Source organism: Streptomyces sp. NPDC038707 (assembly GCF_040636485.1).
Lineage (GTDB): Bacteria > Actinomycetota > Actinomycetes > Streptomycetales > Streptomycetaceae > Streptomyces.
In genome coordinates, this window is record NZ_JBEZUP010000013.1 from 19,819 (window position 1) to 43,082 (window position 23,264).

The window sequence follows — 23,264 nt, forward strand, 5'->3', positions numbered from 1 at the left end:
GACGGAAGACCGGCACACCGCGATGCCGCGACGCACCCCCGTGGGCCAGCCGCCCGCCAACCTGCGCGAACTGCTGATCAAGGGGCTGTGGATCACGGTCTGGCTGGTCTTCCTCAGCTCACCGGTGGAGGATCTGGTCGGCGGCGGCCGCTCCACCGCCGCCACCGTGGCGGGCTCGTGCGGCCTCGCCGTCTTCGTCGGGGTCTATCTGGCCCTGGTCTTCCGCACCATGGGCCGGCCCTTCTCCCGCCGTGTCGTGTTCGGCCTCGGCGGCGTGCTCAGCGTCCTCGCCCCCGTCCTGGCCTGGACCCTCGGCAGTGCCTGGCTGGGCCTGTTCGTCTACCTGGCGGTCGCCTTCGGCGCCACCTTGCCACTGCGCGCCGCCTACTGGGCCATCCCGGCCTCCGCCGTGGTGATGTACCTGATCGGCCTGCGCACCGACGAGAAGGAGGCGCGCGGCCTGGTCGTCCTCGTCCTGCTCATCGGGTTCGCGATGGCCGGCGTCGGCCAGCTCGTGCGCACCACCATCGAACTGCGCAAGGCCCGGGCCACCGTCGCCCAGCTCGCCGCCAACGAGGAGCGCCTGCGCCTCGCCCGCGACCTGCACGACCTGCTCGGCCACTCGCTGTCCCTGATCACGCTGAAGAGCGAGCTGGCCGGCCGGATGCTGCCCGGCCACCCGGAACAGGCGGCCCGGCAGGTCGCCGACATCGAACAGGTCAGCCGGCAGGCGCTGGCCGACGTGCGGGAGGCCGTCACCGGCTACCGGCGGCCCCGGCTGGCCGCCGAACTCGCCGGCGCCCAGGTCGCCCTGACCGCCGCCGAGGTGATCGCCGAGGTGCCCGCCGAGCCCGACCTCGCCGGTGTCCCCGAGGAGACCGAGTCCGCCCTCGCCTGGGCGCTGCGCGAGGCCGTCACCAACGTGGTCCGGCACAGCGGCGCCAGCCGCTGCGCGGTACGCCTGCTGCGCCACGAGACCCTGGACGGCCCGGTGCTCGAACTCACCGTCGAGGACAACGGCTCCGGCGGCTCCGGCAAGGGCCCCGGCAACGGTCTGACCGGCCTGACCGAGCGGCTCCAGAAGGTGGGCGGCACCCTGCGCGCGGGCCGGATCAAGCGTGGATTCCGGCTGGTCGCCCGCGTGCCGACGGCCCCCCTGACCGACGTAGGATCCGGGGCATGACGAGCACGATCAAGGTCCTGCTGGCCGAGGACCAGTCGATGGTCCGCGAGGCGCTGGCCGCGCTGCTCGGCCTGGAGGACGACATCGAGGTCGTCGCCCAGGCCGCGCGCGGCGACGAGGTGCTCGCCGCCGTCGGCGAGCACGGCGTGGACGTGGCGCTGCTCGACATCGAGATGCCCGGCTGCACCGGCATCGAGGCCGCGGCCCGGGTCCGCAGCGCGTACCCGGCGGTCAAGCTGGTCGTGCTCACCACCTTCGGCCGGCCCGGCTATCTGCGCAGCGCCATGGAGGCCGGCGCCGACGCCTTCCTCGTCAAGGACGCCCCCGCCGCCCAGCTCGCCGAGGCGATCCGCAAGGTGCTGGCCGGCGAACGGGTCATCGACCCCACCCTGGCCGCCGCCGCGCTCGCCGACGGCGCCAACCCGCTCACCGAGCGCGAACGCGAGGTGCTGCGCGCGGCGGCCGACGGCTCCACCAACGCCGAACTCGCCCAGGCCCTGCACCTGTCCCAGGGCACGGTCCGCAACTACCTGTCCACGGCCATCCAGAAACTCGCGGCCCGCAACCGGGCGGAGGCGGTGCTGATCGCCCGGGAGAAGGGGTGGCTGTGAAGGGCGTGCTCAGTTGAGCTTGGCGCGCGCGGTGCCCGCCTCCTGACGGATCTTGCGCGCCGCCTCCTCGTCCACCACCTCGATCAGATCGGCGTACGTCTCCAGCTCCTCGGCGCCCGCGACGAACTGCCCGCGCTGGACCAGCAGTTGCCCGCGCTCGTAGCGCAGCCGCGCCGGATGCGAGGGGATGAGCAGCGCCAGCTCCACGGCCAGCAGCCCCACATCCGACCGCTCCGGCCGCGCCGCCGCCCACGCCCGCATGTTGTTCAGCACCCGCTGCACGACCTCCAGCGGCGGGGCCGGCTCCAGCACCGAGGGGTCCGGCGGCGCACCCGTGGCGCTCACCACCAGCAGCTCGGCGTCCGTCCCGGTCAGCACCCGGCCGCCGTCGAACGGATCGGCCAGCACCCGGTCCGCGGCCGGGCCGAACCCGACCACGAAGTGCCCGGGCAGCGCCACCCCGTACACCGGCGCCCCGGCCCGGCGCGCGACCTCCAGCCACACCACCGACAGCAGGATCGGCAGCCCGCGCCGGCGCCCGAGCACCTCGTGCAGCAGGGACGACTCCAGCCGTTGGTAGTCGCCGGGCGTGCCGTGGAAGCCGCAGCGGTCACCGAGCAGCCGGCGCGTCGCCTCCGCCCACGCGCGCGGCCCGCCCGGCCGGTACGGCAGCTCGCCCGCCAGCCGGTCCAGCTCCGCCTGCGCGGCGTCGATACCGGCGTCGTCCAGCGAGCCGTCCGCCCCGGCGCCGATCAGCAGGCACAGCGCCGACAGATCCGGCCGCTCGGCCCGGACCTCCTCGGCGAACCGCCGCCGCAACTCGGCGGACCGCTCCGGCGGCGGCGGGTACGGCGGCGGCAGATACGGATGACGCACGGCAGCCTCAGGCCTTTCCGGGGCGGTCGGGGGCGGGGGGTGTGGGCGATTGCTCCGGTGTGCGGTCCGGGGCGGCGGGCGCGGCGACCGGTTTCTCCGCCGCGCGGGCGGGGGCGGTGGGTGCGGCGGGTTTCGCCGGGGTGCGGTCGGGAATGGCGGGCGCGGCCGGTTCCTTCGAGGCGCGGTCGGGAATGGCGGGCGCGGTCGGTTCGTCCGAGGTGCGGTCGGGGGTGGCGGCGGGTTTCGCCGGGGTGCGGTCGGGAATGGCGGGCGCGGCCGGTTCCTTCGAGGCGCGGTGGGGCGTGGGCGATTGCTCCGGTGTGCGGTCCGGGGCGGCGGGCGCGGTGACCGGTTTCTCCGTCGCGGGTTCGGGGGCGGTGGGTGCGGCGGGTTTCGCCGGGGTGCGGTCGGGAATGGCGGGTGCGGCCGGTTCCTTCGAGGCGCGGTGGGGCGTGGGCGATTGCTCCGGTGTGCGGTCCGGGGCGGCGGGCGCGGTGACCGGTTTCTCCGCCGCGCGGGCGGGGGCGGTGGGTGCGGCGGGTTTCGCCGGGGTGCGGTCGGGGGCCGTGGGCGCGGTCAGTTCCTCCGCAGCCCGGCTGGGCGCGGCGGCCGGTTCCTCCGGGGCGCGGTCGGGCATGGGCGGCTGCTCCGCCGCGTGGGCGGGGGCGGTGGGTGCGGCGGGTTTCGCCGGGGTGCGGTCGGGGGCCGTGGGCGCGGTCAGTTCCTCCGCAGCCCGGCCGGGCGCGGCGGCCGGTTCCTCCGGGGCGCGGTCGGGCATGGGCGGCTGCTCCGCCGCGTGGGCGGGGGCGGTGGGCGTGGCCGGTTCCCGGGGCGCGTGGGCGGGGGCGGTGGGCGGAGCGGCCGGCTCCTCCGTCGCGCGGTCGGGGGAGGGGGCGGGCGTGGCGGACGGTTTCGCCGTCGTGTGTTCCGGGCCCGCGGGCGGAGCCGGTCGCTCCGGGGCCCGGTAGTGGTGGTAGGCGTGGTGCGGGAGGAAGCCGAGCGTGCGGTACAGCGCCCGGCCGGCCTCGTTGTCCGCCTCCACCTGGAGCCAGGCCGCCGAGGCGCCCTCGTCCAGGGCGCGCCGGGCCAGCGCGGCCAGCACCTCGGTGGCCAGCCCCTGCCGGCGCCGGGCGGGGTCCACCTCGACGGCGGCGAACCCGGCCCAGCGCCCGTCCACGACGCACCGCCCGATCGCGGCCGGCGGCTCGCCCTCCCCGTCCCCGGGCACGGCCGCGAACCACACCGACGGCCCGCTGTGCAGCACCCGCAGGGCCGCCTCGCCCGCCCCCGTGCGCCGGTACCGGGCGAGCCACGCCTCGTCCGCCGTCCGGGACAGCACCACGCCCTCGCCTCCGGCCCGGTCCGCGACCGGCGCCAGGGCCCCGGTCCACAGCTCGGCGGTCACCTCGCGCACCCAGCCGCGCCGCTCCAGCTCCGCGCACAGCAGCTCCTGCGTGCCCTCGGCGCCGGTCGCGGTCTGTATGAAGGCGGGCAGGCCACGCGCGCCGTACCAGCGCCGTACGGCGTCCAGCGCGGCGTCCAGCCCGAGACCGGGATCGCCCAGCGGCAGCACGCTGTTGGCGCGCCGGGTGAACCCGGCGGCGGCCCGCAGTTCCCAGCCGCCCAGCGGCTCGCTCTCCACCGGCTGCCAGGCGCGCGCGGCGACGCGCGCCAGCTCCGGGTAGGAGGCGGCGGGGCCACGGCGGCGGGCCGGTGCGGCGGGAATCACCTTGCCCGCGACCAGCGCGGTTTCCGGGATTCCGACACTTTCGCCGTCCCGGCGTGTGATCATGAGCACGCCACCGTCCCAGGATGTGAGAACACCCACCGTGTCAGTGAACTTCTCCGGTCCGGCGCCGGGTTCGCCCAACCGCCGTACAGAGACCCGTTTCCCCACGTCAGCTGGGGTGATGCGGACTGCCAGGCGTCCTGCCGCCGAGATTTCCACTGGTCAGTTCACCCCTCCTGTTCGGATCATGCTCCGGAACGGAGATACTAGGGGCGGGCATCGACGACGCCGCGCTCCCGCGCGCCAGGCGGCGGGCCTGAGGAGGCTCGCCAGCGCCCTATCGAGGAGGAACGACAGCGTGACCTACGTCATCGCGCAGCCTTGTGTCGACGTCAAGGACAAGGCGTGCATCGAGGAGTGCCCGGTCGACTGCATCTACGAGGGCCAGCGGTCCTTGTACATCCACCCGGACGAATGCGTCGACTGTGGTGCCTGTGAGCCGGTCTGCCCGGTCGAGGCGATCTTCTACGAGGACGACGTCCCGGAGGAGTGGAAGGACTACTACAAGGCGAATGTCGAGTTCTTCGACGAGCTGGGCTCGCCCGGCGGCGCCAGCAAGCTGGGGCTGATCGAGCGCGACCACCCGTTCGTCGCCGAACTGCCGAAGCAGGGCTGACCGCCCGCCTGAGCGCCAAGCGGCCGCAACCGCGCCGCCTCGGTCCCGTACGGCCCGATCACCCGATCAGCGCCGCACGGGACCGAGGCGTTTGCCGCACCGTACGAAAGTGAGCCACTGATCGTGTCCGCAGTCTCCGACCGCCTTCCGGTCTTCCCGTGGGACAAGCTGGAGCCGTACAAGAAGACGGCCGCCGCCCACCCGGACGGCATCGTCGACCTCTCCGTCGGCACCCCGGTCGACCCGGTGCCCGAGCTGATCCAGAAGGCCCTGGTCGACGCGGCCGACTCGCCGGGCTACCCGACCGTCTGGGGCACCCCCGCCCTGCGCGACGCGATCACGGGCTGGCTGGAGCGCCGGCTGGGCGCCCGCGGGATCACGCACCGGCACGTCCTGCCGGTCGTCGGCTCCAAGGAACTGGTGGCCTGGCTGCCCACCCAGCTCGGCCTCGGCCCCGGCGACAAGGTCGCCCACCCGCGCCTGGCCTACCCCACCTACGAGGTCGGTGCCCGCCTCGCCCGCGCCGGGTACGAGGTCTACGACGACCCGCGCGACCTGGACCCGGAGAACCTGCGGCTGCTCTGGCTGAACTCCCCGTCCAACCCGACGGGCCGGGTCCTGACCAAGCGGGAGCTGACGGACATCGTCGCCTGGGCCCGCGCCCACGACGTCCTGGTCTTCTCCGACGAGTGCTACCTGGAGCTGGGCTGGGAGGCCGACCCGGTCTCGGTCCTGCACCCGGACGTCAACGGCGGCTCCTTCGACGGCATCGTCGCCGTGCACTCCCTGTCCAAGCGGTCCAACCTGGCGGGCTACCGCGCGGCCTTCGCAGCCGGTGACCCGGAGGTCCTCGGCCCGCTGCTCCAGATCCGCAAGCACGGCGGCATGATGACCTCCGCGCCGACGCAGGCCGCGGTCGTGGCCGCGCTCGGCGACGACGCCCATGTGCGGGAACAGCGTGAGCGCTACGCGGCCCGCCGCGAGGCCCTGCGCTCGGCCCTCCTCGCCCACGGCTTCCGCATCGAGCACAGCGAGGCGAGCCTCTACCTCTGGGCCACCCGCGACGAGTCCTGCTGGACCACGGTCGCCGATCTGGCCGACCGGGGCATCCTGGTGGCCCCGGGCGACTTCTACGGCGAGGCCGGCGCCCGCCACGTACGGGTGGCGTTCACGGCGACGGACGAGCGGGTCCGGGCCGCGGTCTCCCGCCTGACCGCGTAGCCGGCGGCACCACGGCGAACGGGGCCCAGGGAGATCCCTGGGCCCCGTGCACCGGCAAGGCCGGCGTCAGCCGAGCGGCAGACCCTTGGTGGGCAGGGAGGACGTGGGCAGGGACGACGTCGGCAGCCCGCCCTTGGTGAGCGTGTCCGTCGGCAGACCCCCCTTCATGGCGCCGCCGGCGGCGTCCCCGAGGACACCCCCCACGGCGCCGGCCGTGTCGCCCGCGGCCTTCTGCGCCACCGGCGCCGTCTTCTTCACGGCACCGCCGCCGGTCTTGCCCGCGGCCGGCACCGCCTGCTCGACCGCCTTGCCGCCCGTGTGGCCCGCGGCCGAGGTGACCTGCCGCGCGGCACTGTCGACGGTGTCACCGGCGTGCGCCCCGTCCAGCGCGGTCAGACCGCTCAGGTTGGGGCCGACGTCGGGCAGGTTCGTGGCCGCACCGGCGGAGCCGGCCGCACCGACCCCGGCGGCCGCTCCCGCTGCGACGAGCAGCGCGGCACGGGCGATCCGGCGGGTCAGAGGGAGGGACATGATGCTCCATTCGACGGGAGGGAACGGTGTCTGCGTCCGAGCCCGTCTGCGGCTCGGACGCCGTGACTACCGCTCGAAGCCCGCGAAGGTTGCGGAGGCCCCGGGTAAAGAATGGATAACGCATCGCATTATCGGGTGTGGATAAAAACGGGCAAAGAACGTCCGTTCGTGCGCCGTGCGGAAACCTTCCCGCCCTTGATTCCCAAGGATTTTCCCGTCCGGCGGGCCGCTCGCGTCGGCCGGCCCGTCACTCCGGCGGAGCACAACCCGCGGGAGTGACCGGCCGTACGGCTGTGCGCCCTGCCGTGCGGTCTACTGCGCGGCCACGATCCGGACGGTCCCCGCGGACCGCTCCGCCCCGCCGGCCCCCTCGGAGGCGACCGTGCGCCACTCGTCGGAGTCGCTCCCCACGGTCCACTCCCGCCCCGCGTACGCCACCCGCTCGATGCGCAGCGCCGAGGAGTTGGCGACCGCCCAGTGCGCCAGCTGCCAGCCCCGCTCCCGCTCGTCGCGCCCGGCGGAGTCCGTCTTCGTGCCCTCGGGCACCGGAACCGTCACCGTCCGCCCGCGCGCCGTCGCGGTCACGCTCGGCGACGGGGACGGCGTCGGCACGGGCGTCCCGCCCACCACCGCACCGGCCTCCTGGAGCGCGTCCCGCCCGAAGTCCCGTACCAGCGCGGCCCGTACCGCGTCCGGGCCGGTCTCCGGCGCCGTGTGCTGCGGACGCCCGTCACACGTCAGCGTGGCCGCCGCGCGCCCGGTCAGGGCCGCCGCCAGCAGCGTGGCGTCCGACTCGTGCCTGGCGTACGCCTCCGGGTAACCGCTGCGCTGCACCCGCTGCGCGGCCACCGTCAGCGGCAGCTCGGTGTAGTGCGGCACCTTGGCCAGGTGCGCGTAGAAGATGCCCGCCGCGTACGCCGGGTCCATGATCTGCCGCTCGCTGCCCCAGCCCTGCGAGGGCCGCTGCTGGAACAGGCCCAGCGAATCCCGGTCGCCGTGCCGGATGTTGCGCAGCCCCGACTCCTGGATGGCGGTCGCCAGCGCGATGGTCACGGCCCGCTCCGGCAACCCGCGCCCGGTGCCCACGGCCGCGATCGTGGCCGCGTTCTCCGCCTGTTCGGGCGTGAACTCGTAGGCGGCCCCGGCTCCGGAGGCCGCGACCACTTTGCAGCCGCGTTCTCCGCCGCCTCCGGTGACGTACTGCACCACGAGGTACGCGGCGACACCGCACAGGACCAACAGGGCTGCCGTGAAACGGAAACGGCGGCCACGGCGCTCGGGAGAGGTGGGGGACGGCTCTGGCACGCGTACAAGGTACTGGAGCCCGGCGGGTGCCCCGCGCGGGGCGGTCGCCGTCGCCCGGCGGTGTTCCGGCAGGTGGCGCGCTAGGGTCGGGGCCATGCCCGACACCTCCCTTGACCTCACGCTGGACGCCGCCACGCTCACCGCGCGGCTCGTGGACTTCCCGTCGGTCAGCGGCACCGAGAAGCCGCTCGCGGACGCCATCGAGACCGCCCTGCGCGCCCTGCCGCACCTGACCGTGGACCGCTACGGCAACAACGTGGTCGCCCGGACGGACCTGGGCCGCGCCGAGCGCGTCGTCCTGGCCGGCCACATCGACACCGTCCCCATCGCGGACAACGTGCCCTCGCGGCTCGACGACGACGGCGTGCTGTGGGGCTGCGGCACCTGTGACATGAAGTCGGGCGTGGCGGTGCAGTTGCGCATCGCGGCCACGGTCCCCGCCCCCAACCGCGACCTGACCTTCGTGTTCTACGACAACGAGGAGGTCGAGGCCGAGCGCAACGGCCTCAGGCACGTCGCCGAGGCCCGGCCGGAGTGGCTGCGGGGCGACTTCGCGGTCCTGCTGGAGCCCTCCGACGGCGAGGTGGAGGGGGGCTGCCAGGGCACGCTGCGGATGCTGCTGAGGACCACGGGCGAGCGGGCCCACTCGGCGCGCGGCTGGATGGGCTCCAACGCCATCCACGCGGCGGCGCCCGTCCTGGCCCGCCTCGCGTCCTACGAGCCGCGCCGGCCGGTCATCGACGGGCTGGAGTACCGCGAAGGCCTGAACGCGGTGCGCATCGGCGGGGGAGTGGCGGGCAACGTCATCCCCGACGAGTGCGTGGTGACGGTCAACTTCCGCTACGCGCCCGACCGCACCGAGGAGGAGGCGATCGCGCACGTCCACGAGGTGTTCGCGGACTGCGGGGTGTCGGAGTTCGTCGTCGACGACCACAGCGGGGGCGCGCTGCCGGGTCTGTCCCACCCGGCCGCCGCGGCCTTCATCGAGGCGGTGGGCGGCACCCCGCGGCCCAAGTACGGCTGGACGGACGTGTCCCGGTTCTCCGCGCTCGGCATCCCCGCGGTCAACTACGGCCCCGGAAACCCGCACTTGGCGCACAAGCGGGACGAGCGGGTGGAGACCGCGAAGATCCTGGCGGGCGAGGAGCGGCTGCGGAACTGGCTCACCGCGTAAGGGCGCGCGGGTCCCGGTGTCCGCCGGACACGCCGGGGTCCCCCTTCCGTAACCCGGATGGATCTAGGCTGAGCAGGAACTACCTGTAAGCGGAGGGAGCGCACATGCCTACCGGCAACCCCGAGGGGAAGAAGCAGCCGCCGGACGAGCAGCGGCTCGGACCGGTCCTCCGGCGGCGGGACCAGGTCACCGCCAGCACGACCGACCAGCGGCTGCTGGACGAGCGCGCGCCCAGCGACTGGGTCCACACCGACCCCTGGCGGGTGCTGCGCATCCAGTCGGAGTTCATCGAGGGTTTCGGCACGCTGGCCGAACTCCCGCCCGCGATCAGCGTGTTCGGCTCGGCGCGGACACCGGTGGACACGCCCGAGTACGACGCGGGGGTACGGCTCGGCCGGGGGCTGGTGGAGGCCGGGTTCGCGGTCATCACCGGCGGCGGCCCGGGCGCGATGGAGGCGGCCAACAAGGGCGCGTGCGAGGCGGGCGGCATCTCGGTGGGCCTCGGCATCGAGCTGCCCTTCGAGCAGGGACTCAACCCTTACGTCGACATCGGCCTGAACTTCCGCTACTTCTTCGTCCGCAAGATGATGTTCGTGAAGTACGCGCAGGGGTTCGTGGTCCTGCCCGGCGGGCTCGGCACCCTGGACGAACTCTTCGAGGCCCTCACCCTGGTCCAGACCCAGAAGGTCACCCGCTTCCCCATCGTCCTCTTCGGCAGCGAGTACTGGGGCGGCCTGGTGTCCTGGCTCAGGAACACCCTGGTGGCCCAGGGCAAGGCCGCGGAGAAGGACCTGGCCCTGTTCCACGTCACGGACGAGGTGGAGGAAGCGGTGTCCCTGGTGTCCAAGGAGGCGGGCCGGTAGGGGCGCGGTGGACGAGCACATCACCCTCACGGACCGCGGCATCCCCACGGCCGTCCTCATCTCCACGCCGAGGCACGGCGGACACTCCTCGAAGAGGCGGGGAGGAACACGGAGTGACGTGGGAAGTCCCGTGGGAGCCGGCGGCGCTCGATGGGGCCACGGGCTTCCTCGATGACGATCCCGAGGGCGTGGACACCCTGCTCCAGGCCACCGGCCGGCTCACCGAGGACCCGGGACCCGGGGGTTCACGCGCGTGGGGCGCCCACCGCCGCCGCCTTCACCGCGGGCCGTGGCGCGTTCTGTACCGCGTCGACGAGGAGTCCCGCACGCTCCACGCCGAGCACGTCGGCCGCGCCCGCGCGTGACCGGCGCCTCTCAGGCGAGGCCCCGCCGGGCCACCGCGGGGGCGCGGTGGCCCGCGATGGCGGCCACCATGTCGAGCACCTGCCGGGTCTCCGCCACCTCGTGCACCCGGTACACCTGCGCCCCGAGCCACGCGGAGACGGCCGTCGTGGCCAGCGTGCCGATCAGCCGTTCCTTCACCGGCCGGTCCAGACTCTCGCCCACGAAGTCCTTGTTGGACAGCGACACCAGCACCGGCCACCCCGTGGCCACCATCTCGTCCAGCCGCCGCGTCGCCTCCAGGCTGTGCCGGGTGTTCTTCCCGAAGTCGTGCCCGGGATCGATCAGCACCGACTCCCGCGGCACCCCCAGCGACACCGCCCGCTCGGCCAGCCCGAGGGTCACGCCGAGGATGTCGGCCATGACGTCGTCGTACGTCACCCGGTGCGGCCGGGTCCGCGGCTCGGCCCCGCCCGCGTGCGTGCACACCAGCCCCACCCCGTACCGCGCCGCGACCTCCGCGAGGGCGGGGTCCACGCCGCCCCACGCGTCGTTCAGCAGGTCAGCGCCGGCCTCGCACACGGCCTCGCCGACCTCGGCCCGCCAGGTGTCCACGCTGATGATCACATCGGGGAACCGGCGCCGTACCTCCGCGACGAAGCCCACCGTGCGGCGCGCCTCCTCCTCGGCCGTGACCTCCTCGCCGGGCCCCGCCTTCACCCCGCCGATGTCCACGATCGCGGCACCCTCGGCCACCGCCTGCTCCACCCGCGCCAGGGCCGGTTCGTCGCGGAACGTGGCTCCTCGGTCGTAGAAGGAATCCGGCGTCCGGTTCACGATCGCCATGATCACCGGCTCGTGCGGCCCGAATTCCCGCCTGCCCAGCCTGAGCATCCGCCCTGCCCTTTCCTAGTACGTCCCGCTGTACGCCGCCTGCGACCCTAACTGTCAGACTCGCATGGCACGATCGGAGCCTGACAGATACTGCTGCCGGCCCAGCGGCCGGTACGAGCGTGGGGACCCTGAGGCGATGGTGATGTTCTTGTTCCTGGTCGTCGCGCTGGCCGTCGTGGTCGCCGCGGTGACCCTGGCGGTGGTGGGCGGCGGGGAGAGCGCCCCGCTGCCCGAGGCGGCGCCGGAGCGGTTCCAGGACCCGCTGCCCCCGGACCGCCCGGTGGACCGCGCGGACGTGGAGAGCCTGCGCTTCCCGGTCGCGCCGCGCGGCTACCGCATGGCCGACGTGGACGACGCGCTCGGCCGGCTCGCCGCCGAACTGGCCGAGCGGGACGCGCGGATCGCCGGCCTGGAGTCCGCGCTGGCCGGCGCCCGGGCCGCCGCGCACCGGCAGCGGGACGCACACGGACAGACGGACCCGAACGCGGGCCAGGAGGAGCAGCGATGACCAGCCGAGCCGCCGTCGCCGGGCCGGACGGCGCCCTGCGCTGCCCCTGGGCCCTGTCCACCGACGACTACGTGGCGTACCACGACGAGGAGTGGGGCCGCCCGGTCCACGGCGACGACGCCCTCTTCGAACGGCTCAGCCTGGAGGCCTTCCAGTCGGGCCTGTCCTGGATCACGATCCTGCGCCGCCGCCCGGGGTTCCGCGCCGCCTTCGCCGAATTCCGCATCGAGAAGGTCGCCGCGTTCACCGACGCCGACCGCGAACGGCTGCTGGCCGACCCGGGCATCATCCGCAACCGCGCCAAGATCGACGCCACGCTCGCCAACGCGCGCCTGCTCGCCGGCTGGTCCGAGGGCGAGCTGGACGAGCTGATCTGGTCCCACGCCCCGGACCGGACGGCCCGCCCCGCCCCGGCCACCCTGGACGACGTCCCGGCGGTGACCCCGGAGTCCACGGCCCTGTCCAAGGCCCTGAAGAAGCGGGGCCTGAGATTCGTCGGCCCGACGACGGCCTACGCCCTGATGCAGGCGTGCGGCCTGGTCGACGACCACCTGGCGGCCTGCGTGGCCCGCGGCGCGGCGTAGCCGGACCGGCGGCCTAGCGTCCCAGGTACGCCGGCTTCTCCTTGTTGACGAACGCCTGGACGGCGATGGCGTGGTCCTCGGAGCGCCCGGCCCGGGTCTGCAGCTCGTCCTCCTTCTCCAGCGTCTCCTCCAGGGAGTGCGTCAGCCCGTAGGCCACCGCTTCCTTGATCGCCGCGTACGCCAGCGTCGGCCCCCCGGCCAGCGCCCGCGCCACCTTCACGGCCTCGGCCCGCAGCTCGCCCGCCGGTACGACCCGGTTGGCGATGCCCAGCTCCAGGGCGTCCTGGGCGCTGATGCTGCGCGGGAAGAGCAGCAGGTCGGCGGCGCGGCCCGGGCCGACCACCCGGGGCAGCGTCCAGGAGATGCCGGAGTCGGCGGTCAGGGCGACGCCCGCGAAGGAGGTGTTGAACGCGGCGGTGTCGGCCACCAGCCGGTAGTCCGCGGCGAGCGCGAAGCCGAAGCCCGCCCCGGCCGCGACGCCGTTCACCGCCGCGACCACCGGCTTCGGCGCCCCGGCCAGGGCCCGCACGATCGGGTTGTAGTGCTCCTTGACCGTGCTCATCGTCTGCCCGGCGCCGGTCTCCCGGTCACTGGCCAGCAGCCCGATGTGCTCCTTGAGGTCCTGGCCCACGCAGAACGCCCGCTCCCCGGCCGCGGTCAGCAGGATCGCCCGTACGGCCGTGTCCCCGGCCGCCGCTTCCGCCGCTTCCCGCAGGGCCGCCTTCGTCGCGATGTTCAGCGCGTTCATCGCCTCGGGGCGGTTCAGCGTGATCGTCGCGAGTCCGTCGCTCACCTCGTAGAGCACGGTGTCGGCCATGGCGTGTCCCCTCCGGAGTAGCCGCTGGTGACGTACCGCTCGGTACGTCCCTGTCTGAGGACAGCATGGCGGAGATCACCGGCCGGCGGCCGGAGCGGACGTGTGACCTGCGTCAAAGAAATTCCGGACGCGGCCGGCCGGAGAAACCTTGCGGGGTGGCGCAGTATCGCAGGCACATCGCCGAATTGGGTGGTTTTGCTCGCGCGCGTTGCCCAAGCGATGCCGGCCGATGTTGGTCATCGGGTGCTGCCATGCGGGATAATGGCCTGGAAGCAATGTGTTCGATGCCGGTGTCGCGTGTCCGTTTCGGATGGCGGGTGCCCCCTGCCCGGGGGTACCGGCAGACGATGAGCTGGTTTCAGGAAGGGGAACGAGCATGGCGGCCATGAAGCCGCGGACGGGTGATGGCCCGCTCGAGGTGACCAAGGAGGGGCGGGGCATCGTCATGCGCGTTCCGCTCGAAGGCGGCGGTCGACTCGTCGTCGAGCTGACCCCTGACGAGGCCGAGGCGCTTGGCGACGCCCTCAAGAAGGTCGTCGTCTGACGTCCCGATTCTGTCCTCGCGCCTGCCCCGGCATCGTACGCGGTGCCGGGGCAGCCGCGTTCCCGGGGGCCGCCGCCCCCGTCGTCCCGGCCCGCGCCGTCACCGCTTGACGGCGCACAGCAGCCCGTCGCCCACGGGCAGCAGCGACGACACCAGTTCCTGGCTCTCCCGCACGGTGCGCAGCAGCTCCCGCAGCCGCAGCACCTCGGTGGGCTGGGGCCCCGAGTCGACCGTACGGCCGCCCGCGAAGACCCCCTCGAAGACCACCAGACCGCCCGGCCGCAGCAGGCGCAACGATTCGGCGAGGTAGTCCGGGTACTCCAGCCGGTCACCGTCGCAGAACACGAGGTCGTAGCCGGCGTCGGCGAGGCGCGGCAGGACGTCCAGGGCGCGGCCGGGGATGAACCGGGCCCGGTTGCTGGCGAAGCCGCAGCCGCGGAAGGCCTGCCGGGCGAACTGCTGGTGGTCCGGCTCCGGGTCCACCGTCGTGAGCACCCCGTCCGGCCGCATCCCGTGCAGCAGGTGGATGCCGGACACCCCGCAGCCGGTGCCGATCTCGGCGACCGCCTTCGCGTCCACGGAGGCGGCGAGCAGTCGCAGTGCGGCGCCCGTGCTGGGCGACACCGAGCGCAGCCCTGCCTCGCGGGCCCGTTCGCGGGCCCAGCGCAGCGCTTCGTCCTCGGCGACAAAGGCGTCGGCGAACGCCCAGCTCGTCTGCCGGTTGGCGGTAATGACCCTCTCCTGTCCCCGTGGTTGCCTGGGCGTGACTGTATCCGTTGGCGGCGGGAACCCGCAGATGAGCCCGTGCGTTTACAGGGATGAGACGGTGGCCGGCGACGCGACGGGGGGCGAGCGGTGGGGCAGGATGCCGAGCAACTGCTGACGCAGCCGGATGAGCCGGATCAGCAAGTATCAAATTCTCGTAAAACCGCTTATCCGGAGCTAACGGGCGAGGTGGCTATGGTAGGGGCTCCACTGGACACCACCAGAGCCGACAGGGGAGGTGCGGCTGCGCCCGGGGACCGGGGCGGAGTGCTGCGGCGCTTCCTCGGGTCGGCGGGCAGGCCGAAATCCGTGACCGACACCGCTGCTGACAGCCACGCCGCCGGGTCCGCCGCAGGCGAGACCCCGACCGCGACCTTCACCACCGACGCGGACGGGCAGGCGTGGACTCCGCCCACGTGGGACGAGATCGTCAGCACGCACAGCGGCCGCGTCTACCGACTGGCCTACCGCCTGACGGGCAACCAGCACGACGCCGAGGACCTCACCCAGGAGGTCTTCGTCCGCGTCTTCCGCTCCCTGTCGACGTACTCGCCGGGCACCTTCGAGGGCTGGCTGCACCGCATCACCACCAACCTCTTCCTGGACATGGTCCGGCGCAAGCAGCGCATCCGCTTCGACGCCCTCGGCGAGGACGCGGCCGAGCGCCTGGCCAGCCGCGAACCCACCCCGCAACAGCTGTTCAACGACGCGCACTTCGACGCCGACGTCCAGCAGGCCCTGGACACCCTGGCGCCCGAGTTCCGCGCCGCCGTCGTCCTGTGCGACATCGAGGGGCTGTCGTACGAGGAGATCGCCGCCACCCTCGGCGTGAAGCTCGGCACGGTCCGCTCCCGTATCCACCGCGGCCGGTCCCAGCTCCGCAAGGCCCTCGCGCACCGCTCCCCGGAGGCCCGCGCGGCCGAGCGGCGCTCCTTCCTGGCCCGGGTCCCCGCTCTGGGGGGAGGGGGCGCGACCGCGTGAGTGGATCTCGGTCGAAACCTGCCGAGGAGGCACGCCTCGCAGAGCAGCACCTGGGAGACCGGCTCTCCGCCCTGGTGGACGGAGAACTCGGTCATGAGACGCGTGAGCGGGTCCTCGCGCACCTGGCCACCTGTGCCCGGTGCAAGGCCGAGGCGGACGCCCAGCGCGCGCTGAAGAACGTCTTCGCGGAGGCCGCGCCGCCCCCGCCCTCGGCGAGCCTCCTGGCCCGCCTCCAGGGCCTTCCCGGGGCAGGAGCCCCGGACAGCGGCGGCCCGCCGTCACCCGGGGCCGGACCCGGCGCGCCCGGCGGCGCGGGGCCCTTCGGGGCGCGGCGCGGCGACCGCCTCCCGTTCGGGTACGTCCCGGCCCGCCCGCACGGCCTGCTCCCGGCGGGCGCGGACGGCGCCGAAGGACCACGGGACGGGGGTTTCCGCATCCATCCCGTCGGCCGTCCGGACGACGCCCGCTCCGCCTCGCGCAGCCGGAGGTTCGCGTTCGCCGCCGCCGGCGCGGTGTCGCTGGCCGCGCTGGCCCTCGGCGGCGTGACCACCGGCTTCCCCGGCGACCCCGCCACGGACGCCCGCGGCGGCTCCGGTGTCGTCCCGGTGCGCTCGGCGGGCACGGGCGGGGGCGCGGCCACGCCGGACAGCCAGCGCCGGCGCGCGGTGGGACCGATGCTCGCCCAGGGCGGCGCCGTGCTCGGCTCGGCCCCGGTGGCGCCGACCGCGCTGTCCGCGCCACTGCTGCCCGGGGTTCCCGCCCCGGCCTCCGGCCAGGACCGGACCGACGCGTTCCGCAGGCTGACCACGCCGGTGTTCGCCGGCGCGGCCGCCGTCTCCCCGCTGATACGCCCGCTCGGCGACACCGTGGCCCTCCCGCTCGCCGGCTGGCCCGCACCGCCCCGAGCCACCGGCTCGGGCCCGCTGTCCGTCCCCGTCCCCGACACCACCCCGACCCCGCCCTCGTCGCCCTGACCGTCACCGCGTCACGGCCCGCGCACCTGGTTGAATCCTGGGAGGCCGTGCCCGTGCCGACCCGGGGCGGCAGCCGATGTCCCGTGACCGCGCCGGCGCGCGGTCACGGCTCAGCCGTGGGGAGAGCATGAACGAGGGGAACGGTGTGCCGCCGGCGGACGAACCGGGGGGAACGACGGGGGTGACACCACCGGCCCCGGCCCCCGACGGCGACTTCGAACTGGCGAAGCCGGCTCCGGTCCCGCCGCCCGGCACCGCCGAAGAGGCCGCGCGGAGCGACACGGGGCCTACGCGGCAGGCGGAGGCGGTGAGCGCACTGGATGCGGCGGCGGTGCCGACCGAGCGAGCCGATCCCGACGCGGCGGCGGCGTCCCCCGAGCCGGGCGCGGTGTCCGCCGCGTCTGCCCCGTCCGCCGTGTCCGCTGCGTCCGCCGGGGGATCAGGCGGCCCGGTCGGAGAGACCGCCGTGGCGGACGCCGGTGAACCGGCCGGGGCGGAGGGCGTCGTGGCCGGAGGCGGCGGGGCCGAGCCGTTCGGGGCCGAGCGGATACGGCCCCTGCACGATCCCGACCCCTACAGCACCCCGCCGTACGGCGAGCCCGGACCCTGGGCGCCCGCGCCGCCGGTACAGCATCCGGCGCTCACCCCGGCACCCGGCACGGCCCTCCCCGCACCCCCGGCCCCGCCGACGCCCGCCATGACGACTGCGGCCCCCGCAGGACCCGTACTCCCCGTCCCCCAGGACACACCCGCGCCCGTGACGGCCTCGCCCGCGCCGCAGGTGGGCGGTCCGGATACGGCGCCCCCGTTCCCCGTACCGCGAAACGCGCCCGCGCCGCAGCCGCCGGGAGCCGCCACAGCGCCCCCGCTCCCCGCACCCCCCGCCCCCGAGGGCGCCGATCCCTGGGGGCGTTACGACCCGTGGGCCGTGGAGGCGGGGCGGCCGCGGGAGGCCCTGCAGCAGACGGGGGCCAAGGTGCTGTCGCGGGCGCAGCGCAGGCGGCGGGCCTGGCGGTGGGCCGTCGGGTGGACCCTCGCCGTCGCCGTCGTCTCCGGCGGCATCGGCGGAGCCGTCGGCGCCTACGTCGAACGCGAGGCCCTCGGCGGCGGCGTACGGCTGCCGCAGGCCGGAGGCGTGCCGGCCGGCCGCGCGGCGGACAGCGTGGCCGGGATCGCCGCCCGCGCCCTGCCGAGCGTGGTCACCCTGCACGTCCGGGGCGACGACGAGGCCGGTACCGGCACCGGCTTCGTCCTCGACGCCCAGGGGCACATCCTCACCAACAACCACGTGGTCGAGCCCGCCGGACGGGACGGTGAGATATCCGTGACGTTCAGCAGCGGCGACACCGTGAAGGCCGAGGTCGTCGGCCGGGACGGCGGCTACGACCTCGCCGTCGTCCGGGTGCGCGGTGTCCACGGACTCACCCCGCTGCCCCTCGGCGACTCCGACGACGTCCGGGTCGGCGACCCGGTCGTGGCCATCGGCGCCCCCTTCGACCTCGCGGGCACGGTCACCTCCGGCATCATCAGCGCCAAGGAACGGCCCATCACGGCCGGCGGGGACGAGAGCGACGGCAGCGACGTCAGTTACGTCGACGCGCTCCAGACCGACGCCCCGATCAACCCGGGCAACTCCGGCGGCCCGCTGCTCGACTCGCGGGCCCGGGTCATCGGCATCAACTCCGCCATCCGCTCGGCCGGCGGCGGCACCGACAACGACGACGACGGCCAGGGCGGCTCCATCGGCCTAGGCTTCGCCATCCCCGTCAACCAGGCCAAGCGGGTCGCCGGGGAACTGATCGAGCACGGCCGCGCCACCCACCCCGTGATCGGCGTCGCGCTCGACATGGGCTACACCGGCGACGGCGCCCGCATCAGCACCGAGGGCGCGAACGGCGGCCCCGTCGTCACCCGGGGCGGCCCCGGCGAACGGGCCGGCCTGAAGGCGGGTGACGTCATCACCGAGGCCGACGGCGAGCGCGTGCACACCGGCCGGGAACTGATCGTCAGGATCCGCGCGCACCGGCCCGGCGACCGGCTGCGCCTGACGGTCGAACGCGGTGGAACGGAGCGGGAGGTGTCACTCGTGCTGGGCGCGTCCGAGCAGAACTGACAGAAGTCTCACCTCGGGACGGTACCGGTCGGACGGGATGGCCGGGTACCGTTGAGCGACCGAGGACATCGCAAGGAGCGTCAGGTGTTCAATGACATAGGGCCACTGGAGCTGGTGACCATCATCGTGCTCGCCGTGCTCGTCTTCGGTCCGGACAAGCTCCCCAAGGTCATCCAGGACGTCATGCGCACGGTCCGGAAGATCCGCGAGTTCTCGGAGAGCGCCAAGCAGGACATCCGCAGCGAACTGGGTCCGGAGTTCAAGGACTTCGAGTTCGAGGATCTCAACCCCAAGACCTTCCTCCGCAAGCAGCTGGACAACGAGGACCTGGGCCTGAAGGAGATCCGCAACGGCTTCGACCTGAAGAAGGAGATGGCCGAGGTCACGGACGCCGTGCACGGCCGCGACAGCGAGGCGCCCGCCTCGCCGTCCTCCCCGCCCTCCGGCGGGCGCGTCGACATGACCAAGAAGCCCGAGGGGCCCGGCGACGACCGCCCGCCCTTCGACGCGGACGCCACCTGAGCCGCGCCGTCCCGTCCCGACACGCAGGCGGACGCACGCCGCACACGTGACGTGTTTCATAGCGCGCGCCCGTCGCACACGGCGTGAAGAGGCCGTTCGCGTGACCCACGCCTCCAACGCCTGCCCTGCCGTTCCCAGCGGTGTGGATATGCTGCCGAGTTGTTGCGCGGACCGGACGCGTACGCCCGAAGGGGGGCGGGCCCGCCGGTCCGACGAGAGCGAGGAGGCGTCCGGGCAGATGGAGACGACGAGTCGGGTGGGCGCGCAGGCGCCGGCCGCGGAGGGCGGAGAGCAGCTCCCCTTCGCCCGGCGTACGGTCGACGGTTACCTGCGGGCGCCCTTCCCCTGGTACGGGCTCGACGAGGCGTTCACCGGTCCGCGCTGGCTGATGCAGGTCGGCACGGCGGCCGACGGTGCCGTGGAGCACGGTTCGATAGGGCACGGCGACGAGCCCTCGCTGCGGGGCGAGACCGGCTCCGGTGAGCCGCGGGAGAAGTTCGCGGTCGTGGTGACCGTCGCCGCGCAGCCGTCCCGGCGCAGCGCCGACGGCACGGGGCTGCTGGAGGCCACGTCGGTGTCCTCGGCGGCGTGGCTGGCCGGGGTGGGGCTGCTGTCGTTCACCTGGCCCGGGCAGATGGACCACAGCCTGCGGGACGACTGGCTGGAGCAGCAGACGGAGACGGCGTGGGCCCTGGCCGACGACCTGGAGGGGCCGGAGTGGTCCCGGCTCTCCCTGCCGGTGGACGGGGTCGCCGCGTCGTTCCACTACCGGGAGTCCGAGTTCGGGTGGGTGCTCGCCGGTACGACCGGGTCCGGGGTCCATCTGGGCGCGTACGGGCGGGGGATGAGCGCGTACGGGCTCGGGTTCGCCGTGGTGAAGGACGTTTCCGCCTACGTGTGACGAAGGGGCGCCGGTTCGCTTCGGCGCCCCTTCGCCGTGGGCCCTGTGCGGCCCGGGCGTGCTTGAGGACCCCTCAGAACTTGTTCTTCGGCGTCAGGCCCAGCGACAGGCCCGACAGACCGCGCTGCCTGCCGCCCAGCTTGCCGGCGATGGCACGCAGGGCCGAGCCCGCCGGGGAACCGGGGTCGGTCAGGACCACCGGCTTGCCCTCGTCGCCGCCCTCGCGGAGACGGACGTCGATCGGGATGCTGCCGAGGACCGGGACCGTCGTCCCCGTGGTGCGGGTCAGGCCGTCGGCGACCAGCTGGCCGCCGCCCGTGCCGAAGACGTCGACCATCTCGCCGCAGTGCGGGCAGGGCAGGCCGGACATGTTCTCGACCACGCCGACGATCTTCTGGTGGGTCTGGACGGCGATGGAGCCGGCCCGCTCGGCGACCTCGGCCGCGGCCTGCTGCGGGGTCGTCACGACCAGGATCTCGGCGTTCGGGACCAGCTGGGCCACGGAGATCGCGATGTCACCGGTGCCGGGCGGGAGGTCCAGGAGCAGGACGTCCAGGTCGCCCCAGTAGACGTCCGCCAGGAACTGCTGGAGGGCGCGGTGCAGCATCGGGCCGCGCCACACCACCGGCGCGTTGCCCGGCGTGAACATGCCGATGGAGATGACCTTCACGCCGTTCGCGGACGGCGGCATGATCATGTTCTCGACCTGGGTGGGCCGGCCGTCGGCGCCCAGCATGCGCGGCACGCTGTGGCCGTAGATGTCGGCGTCCACGACACCGACCTTCAGGCCGTCGGCCGCCATCGCCGCCGCCAGGTTCACCGTCACCGAGGACTTGCCGACGCCGCCCTTGCCGGAGGCGACCGCGTAGACCCGGGTGAGGTTGCCCGGCTTGGCGAACGGCACCTCGCGCTCCGCCTGGCCGCCGCGCAGCGCCGCCGCCAGCTCCTTGCGCTGCTCGTCGCTCATCACGTCCAGGGTGACGTCGACCCGGGTGACGCCCTCGACCCGCGAGACCGCCTCGGTGACGCGTTGCGTGATGGTGTCGCGCATCGGGCAGCCGGACACCGTCAGATACACGGTGACCGCGACCGCTCCGTCCGCGCCGATCTCCACGGACTTGACCATCCCGAGTTCGGTGATCGGGCGGTTGATCTCGGGGTCGTTCACCGTCGCCAGTGCCTCGCGCACCGCGTCTTCCGTAGCCATAAGGACGATGGTACGGCGCGCCGAGGGGCCGCAGGGATGCCCTTCAGCGGTCGTCTGTGTCACGTCCCGGCGGGCGTTCCGTCCGTTCCGCCGGGAATACGACCTGACCCGGGTGCCCGTCGTGCCGGCGGCGCTCCTCCAGGTCCTTCAGCAGGTCCTGTAGCTCCGAGCGGATCCAGTCGCGGGTGGCCACCTCGCCCAGTCCCGTGCGCAGCGCGGCCACCTCCCGGGTCAGGTACTCGGTGTCGGCGATGGACCGCTCGTTCTGCTTGCGGTCCTGCTCCAGGTTGACCCGGTCGCGGTCGTCCTGCCTGTTCTGCGCGAGCAGGATCAGCGGGGCCGCGTAGGACGCCTGGAGGGACAGCATCAGGGTGAGGAAGATGAACGGGTACTCGTCGAACCGCAGGTGGCGGGGCGCGGCGACGTTCCACAGCACCCACACGATGATGACGACCGTCATCCAGACGATGAAGCGGCCCGTGCCCAGGAACCGGGCGATCTTCTCCGACAGCCGGCCGAAGGCCTCCGGGTCCCACTCGGGCAGGAACCGGCGCCGGGGCGGGCGCGGCTGGTCCAGCCGGGCCCGGGGCCGGCCGGCGGCCGTGGCGCCCGCCGGATGGCGCTCGCGGGCCGCGGTCTCGCGCTCAGGAACCATGTGTGGGCGCCTCCTCTCCCTCGTCCAGGTGGAACTCGGTCTCCCGCCAGTCGTCGGGCAGCATGTGGTCCAGCACGTCGTCCACGGTCACCGCGCCGAGCAGCGACCCCGACTCGTCCACCACGGGCGCCGCCACCATGTCGTAGGCGGCGAAGAACCCGGCGACGACCGGCAGCGCCGCGTCCGGGTCCAGGGGCTGCAGATCGTGGTCGACCAGCGAGCTGACCAGGGTGTACGGGGGGTCGCGCAGCAGCCGCTGGAAGTGCACGGTGCCCAGGTACTTGCCGGTCGGGGTCTCGTCGGGCGGGCGGCAGACGTAGACCTGCGCGGCGAGGGCGGGGGAGAGGTCCGGGTTGCGGACCCGGGCGAGCGCGTCGGCGACGGTGGCGTCCGGGCGCAGCACGATCGGCTCGGTGGTCATCAGACCGCCGGCCGTGTGCTCCTCGTACGCCATCAGCCGGCGCATGTCGGCCGCGTCGGCGGGCTGCATCAGGCTCAGCAGCCGCTCCTTGTCCTCCTCGGGCAGCTCACCCAGCAGGTCGGCCGCGTCGTCCGGGTCCATCGCCTCCAGCACGTCCGCCGCCCGCTCCTCCTTCAGCTTGCCGAGGATCTCGATCTGGTCGTCCTCCGGCAGTTCTTCGAGGACGTCGGCGAGCCGGTCGTCGTCCAGGGCGGCGGCCACCTCGGCGCGCCGCTTGGGGGACAGGTGGTGCAGGACGTTGGCGAGGTCGGCGGGGCGCAGCTGCTCGAAGGTGGCGAGCAGGCTCTCGGCGCCCTGCCCGTGCTCCTCCAGGGAGAACCCGGTGACGGCCGACCACTCGGCGGTGAGCGTCTCGCCCTTGGCCCGCCGGAAGGCGCCGCCCTTGCGGCCCTTGCGCAGGAAGACCCGGTCGACCTCCCAGTCCCGGCGGGCGGGCAGCTGCTGCACGGACACGTCGAGGACGGTGACCTCCTCGCCGGTCTCCACCAGCGTCACCCGCCGGTCCAGCAGCTCGCCGAAGACCAGCCGCTCGGTGGGCCGCTGCTCGAAGCGCCGGACGTTGACCACGCCGGTGGTGATGACCTGGCCCGACTCGATGCCGGTCACCCGGGTCATGGGCAGGAAGATGCGGCGCCGGGTGGACAGCTCCACGACCAGCCCGAGGACCCGCGGGGGCCGCCGTCCGACGCGCAGCATGACGACCAGGTCGCGGACGCGGCCCACCTGGTCGCCGGCCGGATCGAACACGGGGACCCCGGCCAGGTGCGAGACGAAGATCCGGGGGGCGCCGGCTGCCATGACGGTGCT

The 23,264-nt window shown here is 74.1% G+C and carries 24 protein-coding genes and 1 pseudogene; 15 read left to right on the top strand and 10 right to left on the bottom strand.

Annotated elements, in window-relative coordinates:
• Positions 1-22 precede the first annotated feature (22 nt).
• Both AB0E62_RS19250 and AB0E62_RS19255 read left to right on the top strand, forming a co-directional pair.
• Entirely contained in the window at positions 23-1,183 is a 1,161-nt protein-coding gene (locus AB0E62_RS19250; RefSeq protein WP_362195152.1) for a histidine kinase, read from the top strand.
• Positions 1,180-1,794, top strand: coding sequence for a response regulator transcription factor (locus AB0E62_RS19255; RefSeq protein WP_362194671.1), 615 nt, complete (start codon positions 1,180-1,182; stop codon positions 1,792-1,794). Before AB0E62_RS19250 ends, AB0E62_RS19255 begins: the two co-directional genes overlap by 4 nt.
• A gap of 9 nt (positions 1,795-1,803) precedes the next feature.
• Here AB0E62_RS19255 and AB0E62_RS19260 read toward each other — a convergent pair whose 3' ends face one another.
• Both AB0E62_RS19260 and AB0E62_RS19265 read right to left on the bottom strand, forming a co-directional pair.
• Entirely contained in the window at positions 1,804-2,670 is an 867-nt protein-coding gene (locus AB0E62_RS19260; RefSeq protein ID WP_362194674.1) for a transglutaminase-like domain-containing protein, read from the bottom strand.
• Positions 2,671-3,622: 952 nt separating this feature from the next.
• A pseudogene (locus AB0E62_RS19265) lies at positions 3,623-4,618 on the bottom strand (GNAT family N-acetyltransferase); the annotation flags it as partial.
• A gap of 139 nt (positions 4,619-4,757) precedes the next feature.
• On the opposite strand from AB0E62_RS19265, the gene fdxA reads away from it, so the two are divergent.
• Together fdxA and AB0E62_RS19275 are read left to right on the top strand one after the other, a co-directional pair.
• Positions 4,758-5,075, top strand: a complete 318-nt coding sequence (fdxA, locus tag AB0E62_RS19270) for a ferredoxin (protein ID WP_030614838.1) — start codon at positions 4,758-4,760, stop codon at positions 5,073-5,075.
• 123 nt (positions 5,076-5,198) lie between these two features.
• Positions 5,199-6,296, top strand: a complete 1,098-nt coding sequence (locus tag AB0E62_RS19275; protein WP_362194677.1) for a bifunctional succinyldiaminopimelate transaminase/glutamate-prephenate aminotransferase — start codon at positions 5,199-5,201, stop codon at positions 6,294-6,296.
• Between the two features lie 66 nt (positions 6,297-6,362).
• On the opposite strand, the gene AB0E62_RS19280 is transcribed toward AB0E62_RS19275, so the two are convergent.
• Positions 6,363-6,827: an ATP-binding protein gene (locus AB0E62_RS19280; RefSeq protein WP_362194680.1), complete on the bottom strand. Its 465-nt coding sequence runs from the start codon at positions 6,825-6,827 to the stop codon at positions 6,363-6,365.
• A gap of 312 nt (positions 6,828-7,139) precedes the next feature.
• Positions 7,140-8,132 carry a heavy metal transporter gene (locus AB0E62_RS19285; protein ID WP_362194683.1) on the bottom strand — a complete coding sequence of 331 codons (993 nt, stop codon included), beginning with the start codon at positions 8,130-8,132 and terminating at the stop codon, positions 7,140-7,142.
• 94 nt (positions 8,133-8,226) lie between these two features.
• Here AB0E62_RS19285 and dapE point away from each other — a divergent pair, with 94 nt between their 5' ends.
• The 3 genes from dapE (at position 8,227) to AB0E62_RS19300 (ending at position 10,534) form a co-directional block, all read left to right on the top strand.
• On the top strand, positions 8,227-9,306 hold the full coding sequence (dapE, locus tag AB0E62_RS19290; protein WP_362194686.1) for a succinyl-diaminopimelate desuccinylase: 1,080 nt from the start codon (positions 8,227-8,229) through the stop codon (positions 9,304-9,306).
• A gap of 104 nt (positions 9,307-9,410) precedes the next feature.
• Positions 9,411-10,169 (top strand): TIGR00730 family Rossman fold protein, encoded by a 759-nt coding sequence (locus AB0E62_RS19295; protein WP_362194689.1) that lies wholly within the window; start codon positions 9,411-9,413, stop codon positions 10,167-10,169.
• A 113-nt stretch (positions 10,170-10,282) separates the two neighbouring features.
• Positions 10,283-10,534 carry a type II toxin-antitoxin system RelE/ParE family toxin gene (locus AB0E62_RS19300; protein ID WP_362194692.1) on the top strand — a complete coding sequence of 84 codons (252 nt, stop codon included), beginning with the start codon at positions 10,283-10,285 and terminating at the stop codon, positions 10,532-10,534.
• A 10-nt stretch (positions 10,535-10,544) separates the two neighbouring features.
• Here the strand turns inward: AB0E62_RS19300 and folP are convergent, their stop codons facing one another.
• Complete coding sequence (gene folP / locus AB0E62_RS19305) at positions 10,545-11,405, bottom strand: dihydropteroate synthase (protein ID WP_362194695.1); 861 nt, start codon at positions 11,403-11,405, stop codon at positions 10,545-10,547.
• A gap of 136 nt (positions 11,406-11,541) precedes the next feature.
• Here folP and AB0E62_RS19310 point away from each other — a divergent pair, with 136 nt between their 5' ends.
• Together AB0E62_RS19310 and AB0E62_RS19315 are read left to right on the top strand one after the other, a co-directional pair.
• Positions 11,542-11,913: a DivIVA domain-containing protein gene (locus tag AB0E62_RS19310; protein WP_362194698.1), complete on the top strand. Its 372-nt coding sequence runs from the start codon at positions 11,542-11,544 to the stop codon at positions 11,911-11,913.
• Positions 11,910-12,497, top strand: coding sequence for a DNA-3-methyladenine glycosylase I (locus tag AB0E62_RS19315; protein WP_362194701.1), 588 nt, complete (start codon positions 11,910-11,912; stop codon positions 12,495-12,497). The genes AB0E62_RS19310 and AB0E62_RS19315 overlap by 4 nt, the downstream gene beginning before the upstream one ends.
• Before the next feature lie 13 nt (positions 12,498-12,510).
• Here AB0E62_RS19315 and AB0E62_RS19320 read toward each other — a convergent pair whose 3' ends face one another.
• A complete protein-coding gene (locus tag AB0E62_RS19320; protein WP_362194704.1) occupies positions 12,511-13,314 on the bottom strand; it encodes an enoyl-CoA hydratase-related protein in 804 nt (267 codons plus the stop codon).
• 376 nt (positions 13,315-13,690) lie between these two features.
• On the opposite strand from AB0E62_RS19320, the gene AB0E62_RS19325 reads away from it, so the two are divergent.
• Entirely contained in the window at positions 13,691-13,858 is a 168-nt protein-coding gene (locus AB0E62_RS19325) for a DUF3117 domain-containing protein (protein WP_018544333.1), read from the top strand.
• Positions 13,859-13,957: 99 nt separating this feature from the next.
• On the opposite strand, the gene AB0E62_RS19330 is transcribed toward AB0E62_RS19325, so the two are convergent.
• The gene (locus tag AB0E62_RS19330) at positions 13,958-14,656 is read right to left on the bottom strand and encodes an O-methyltransferase (RefSeq protein WP_362195155.1); all 699 of its coding nucleotides are present in this window, start codon (positions 14,654-14,656) and stop codon (positions 13,958-13,960) included.
• 234 nt (positions 14,657-14,890) lie between these two features.
• Here AB0E62_RS19330 and sigE point away from each other — a divergent pair, with 234 nt between their 5' ends.
• The 5 genes from sigE to AB0E62_RS19355 all read left to right on the top strand — a co-directional run bounded on the left by sigE (position 14,891) and on the right by AB0E62_RS19355 (position 20,114).
• Complete coding sequence (sigE, locus tag AB0E62_RS19335) at positions 14,891-15,604, top strand: RNA polymerase sigma factor SigE (RefSeq protein WP_362194707.1); 714 nt, start codon at positions 14,891-14,893, stop codon at positions 15,602-15,604.
• Positions 15,601-16,578, top strand: coding sequence for a zf-HC2 domain-containing protein (locus AB0E62_RS19340; protein ID WP_362194710.1), 978 nt, complete (start codon positions 15,601-15,603; stop codon positions 16,576-16,578). Before sigE ends, AB0E62_RS19340 begins: the two co-directional genes overlap by 4 nt.
• 127 nt (positions 16,579-16,705) lie before the next feature.
• Positions 16,706-18,691: a trypsin-like peptidase domain-containing protein gene (locus AB0E62_RS19345; protein WP_362194713.1), complete on the top strand. Its 1,986-nt coding sequence runs from the start codon at positions 16,706-16,708 to the stop codon at positions 18,689-18,691.
• Between the two features lie 84 nt (positions 18,692-18,775).
• Positions 18,776-19,213, top strand: coding sequence for a sec-independent translocase (locus tag AB0E62_RS19350; RefSeq protein WP_362194716.1), 438 nt, complete (start codon positions 18,776-18,778; stop codon positions 19,211-19,213).
• 238 nt (positions 19,214-19,451) lie between these two features.
• The gene (locus AB0E62_RS19355) at positions 19,452-20,114 is read left to right on the top strand and encodes a hypothetical protein (protein WP_362194719.1); all 663 of its coding nucleotides are present in this window, start codon (positions 19,452-19,454) and stop codon (positions 20,112-20,114) included.
• Positions 20,115-20,187: 73 nt separating this feature from the next.
• On the opposite strand, the gene AB0E62_RS19360 is transcribed toward AB0E62_RS19355, so the two are convergent.
• From AB0E62_RS19360 to AB0E62_RS19370, 3 genes are read right to left on the bottom strand one after another with little or no spacing between them, the layout of a single operon-like run.
• Positions 20,188-21,321, bottom strand: a complete 1,134-nt coding sequence (locus AB0E62_RS19360) for an Mrp/NBP35 family ATP-binding protein (protein ID WP_030787938.1) — start codon at positions 21,319-21,321, stop codon at positions 20,188-20,190.
• Between the two features lie 43 nt (positions 21,322-21,364).
• A complete protein-coding gene (locus tag AB0E62_RS19365) occupies positions 21,365-21,976 on the bottom strand; it encodes a DUF1003 domain-containing protein (RefSeq protein WP_362194722.1) in 612 nt (203 codons plus the stop codon).
• The gene (locus AB0E62_RS19370) at positions 21,966-23,255 is read right to left on the bottom strand and encodes a CBS domain-containing protein (RefSeq protein ID WP_362194725.1); all 1,290 of its coding nucleotides are present in this window, start codon (positions 23,253-23,255) and stop codon (positions 21,966-21,968) included. Before AB0E62_RS19370 ends, AB0E62_RS19365 begins: the two co-directional genes overlap by 11 nt.
• Positions 23,256-23,264 lie beyond the last annotated feature (9 nt).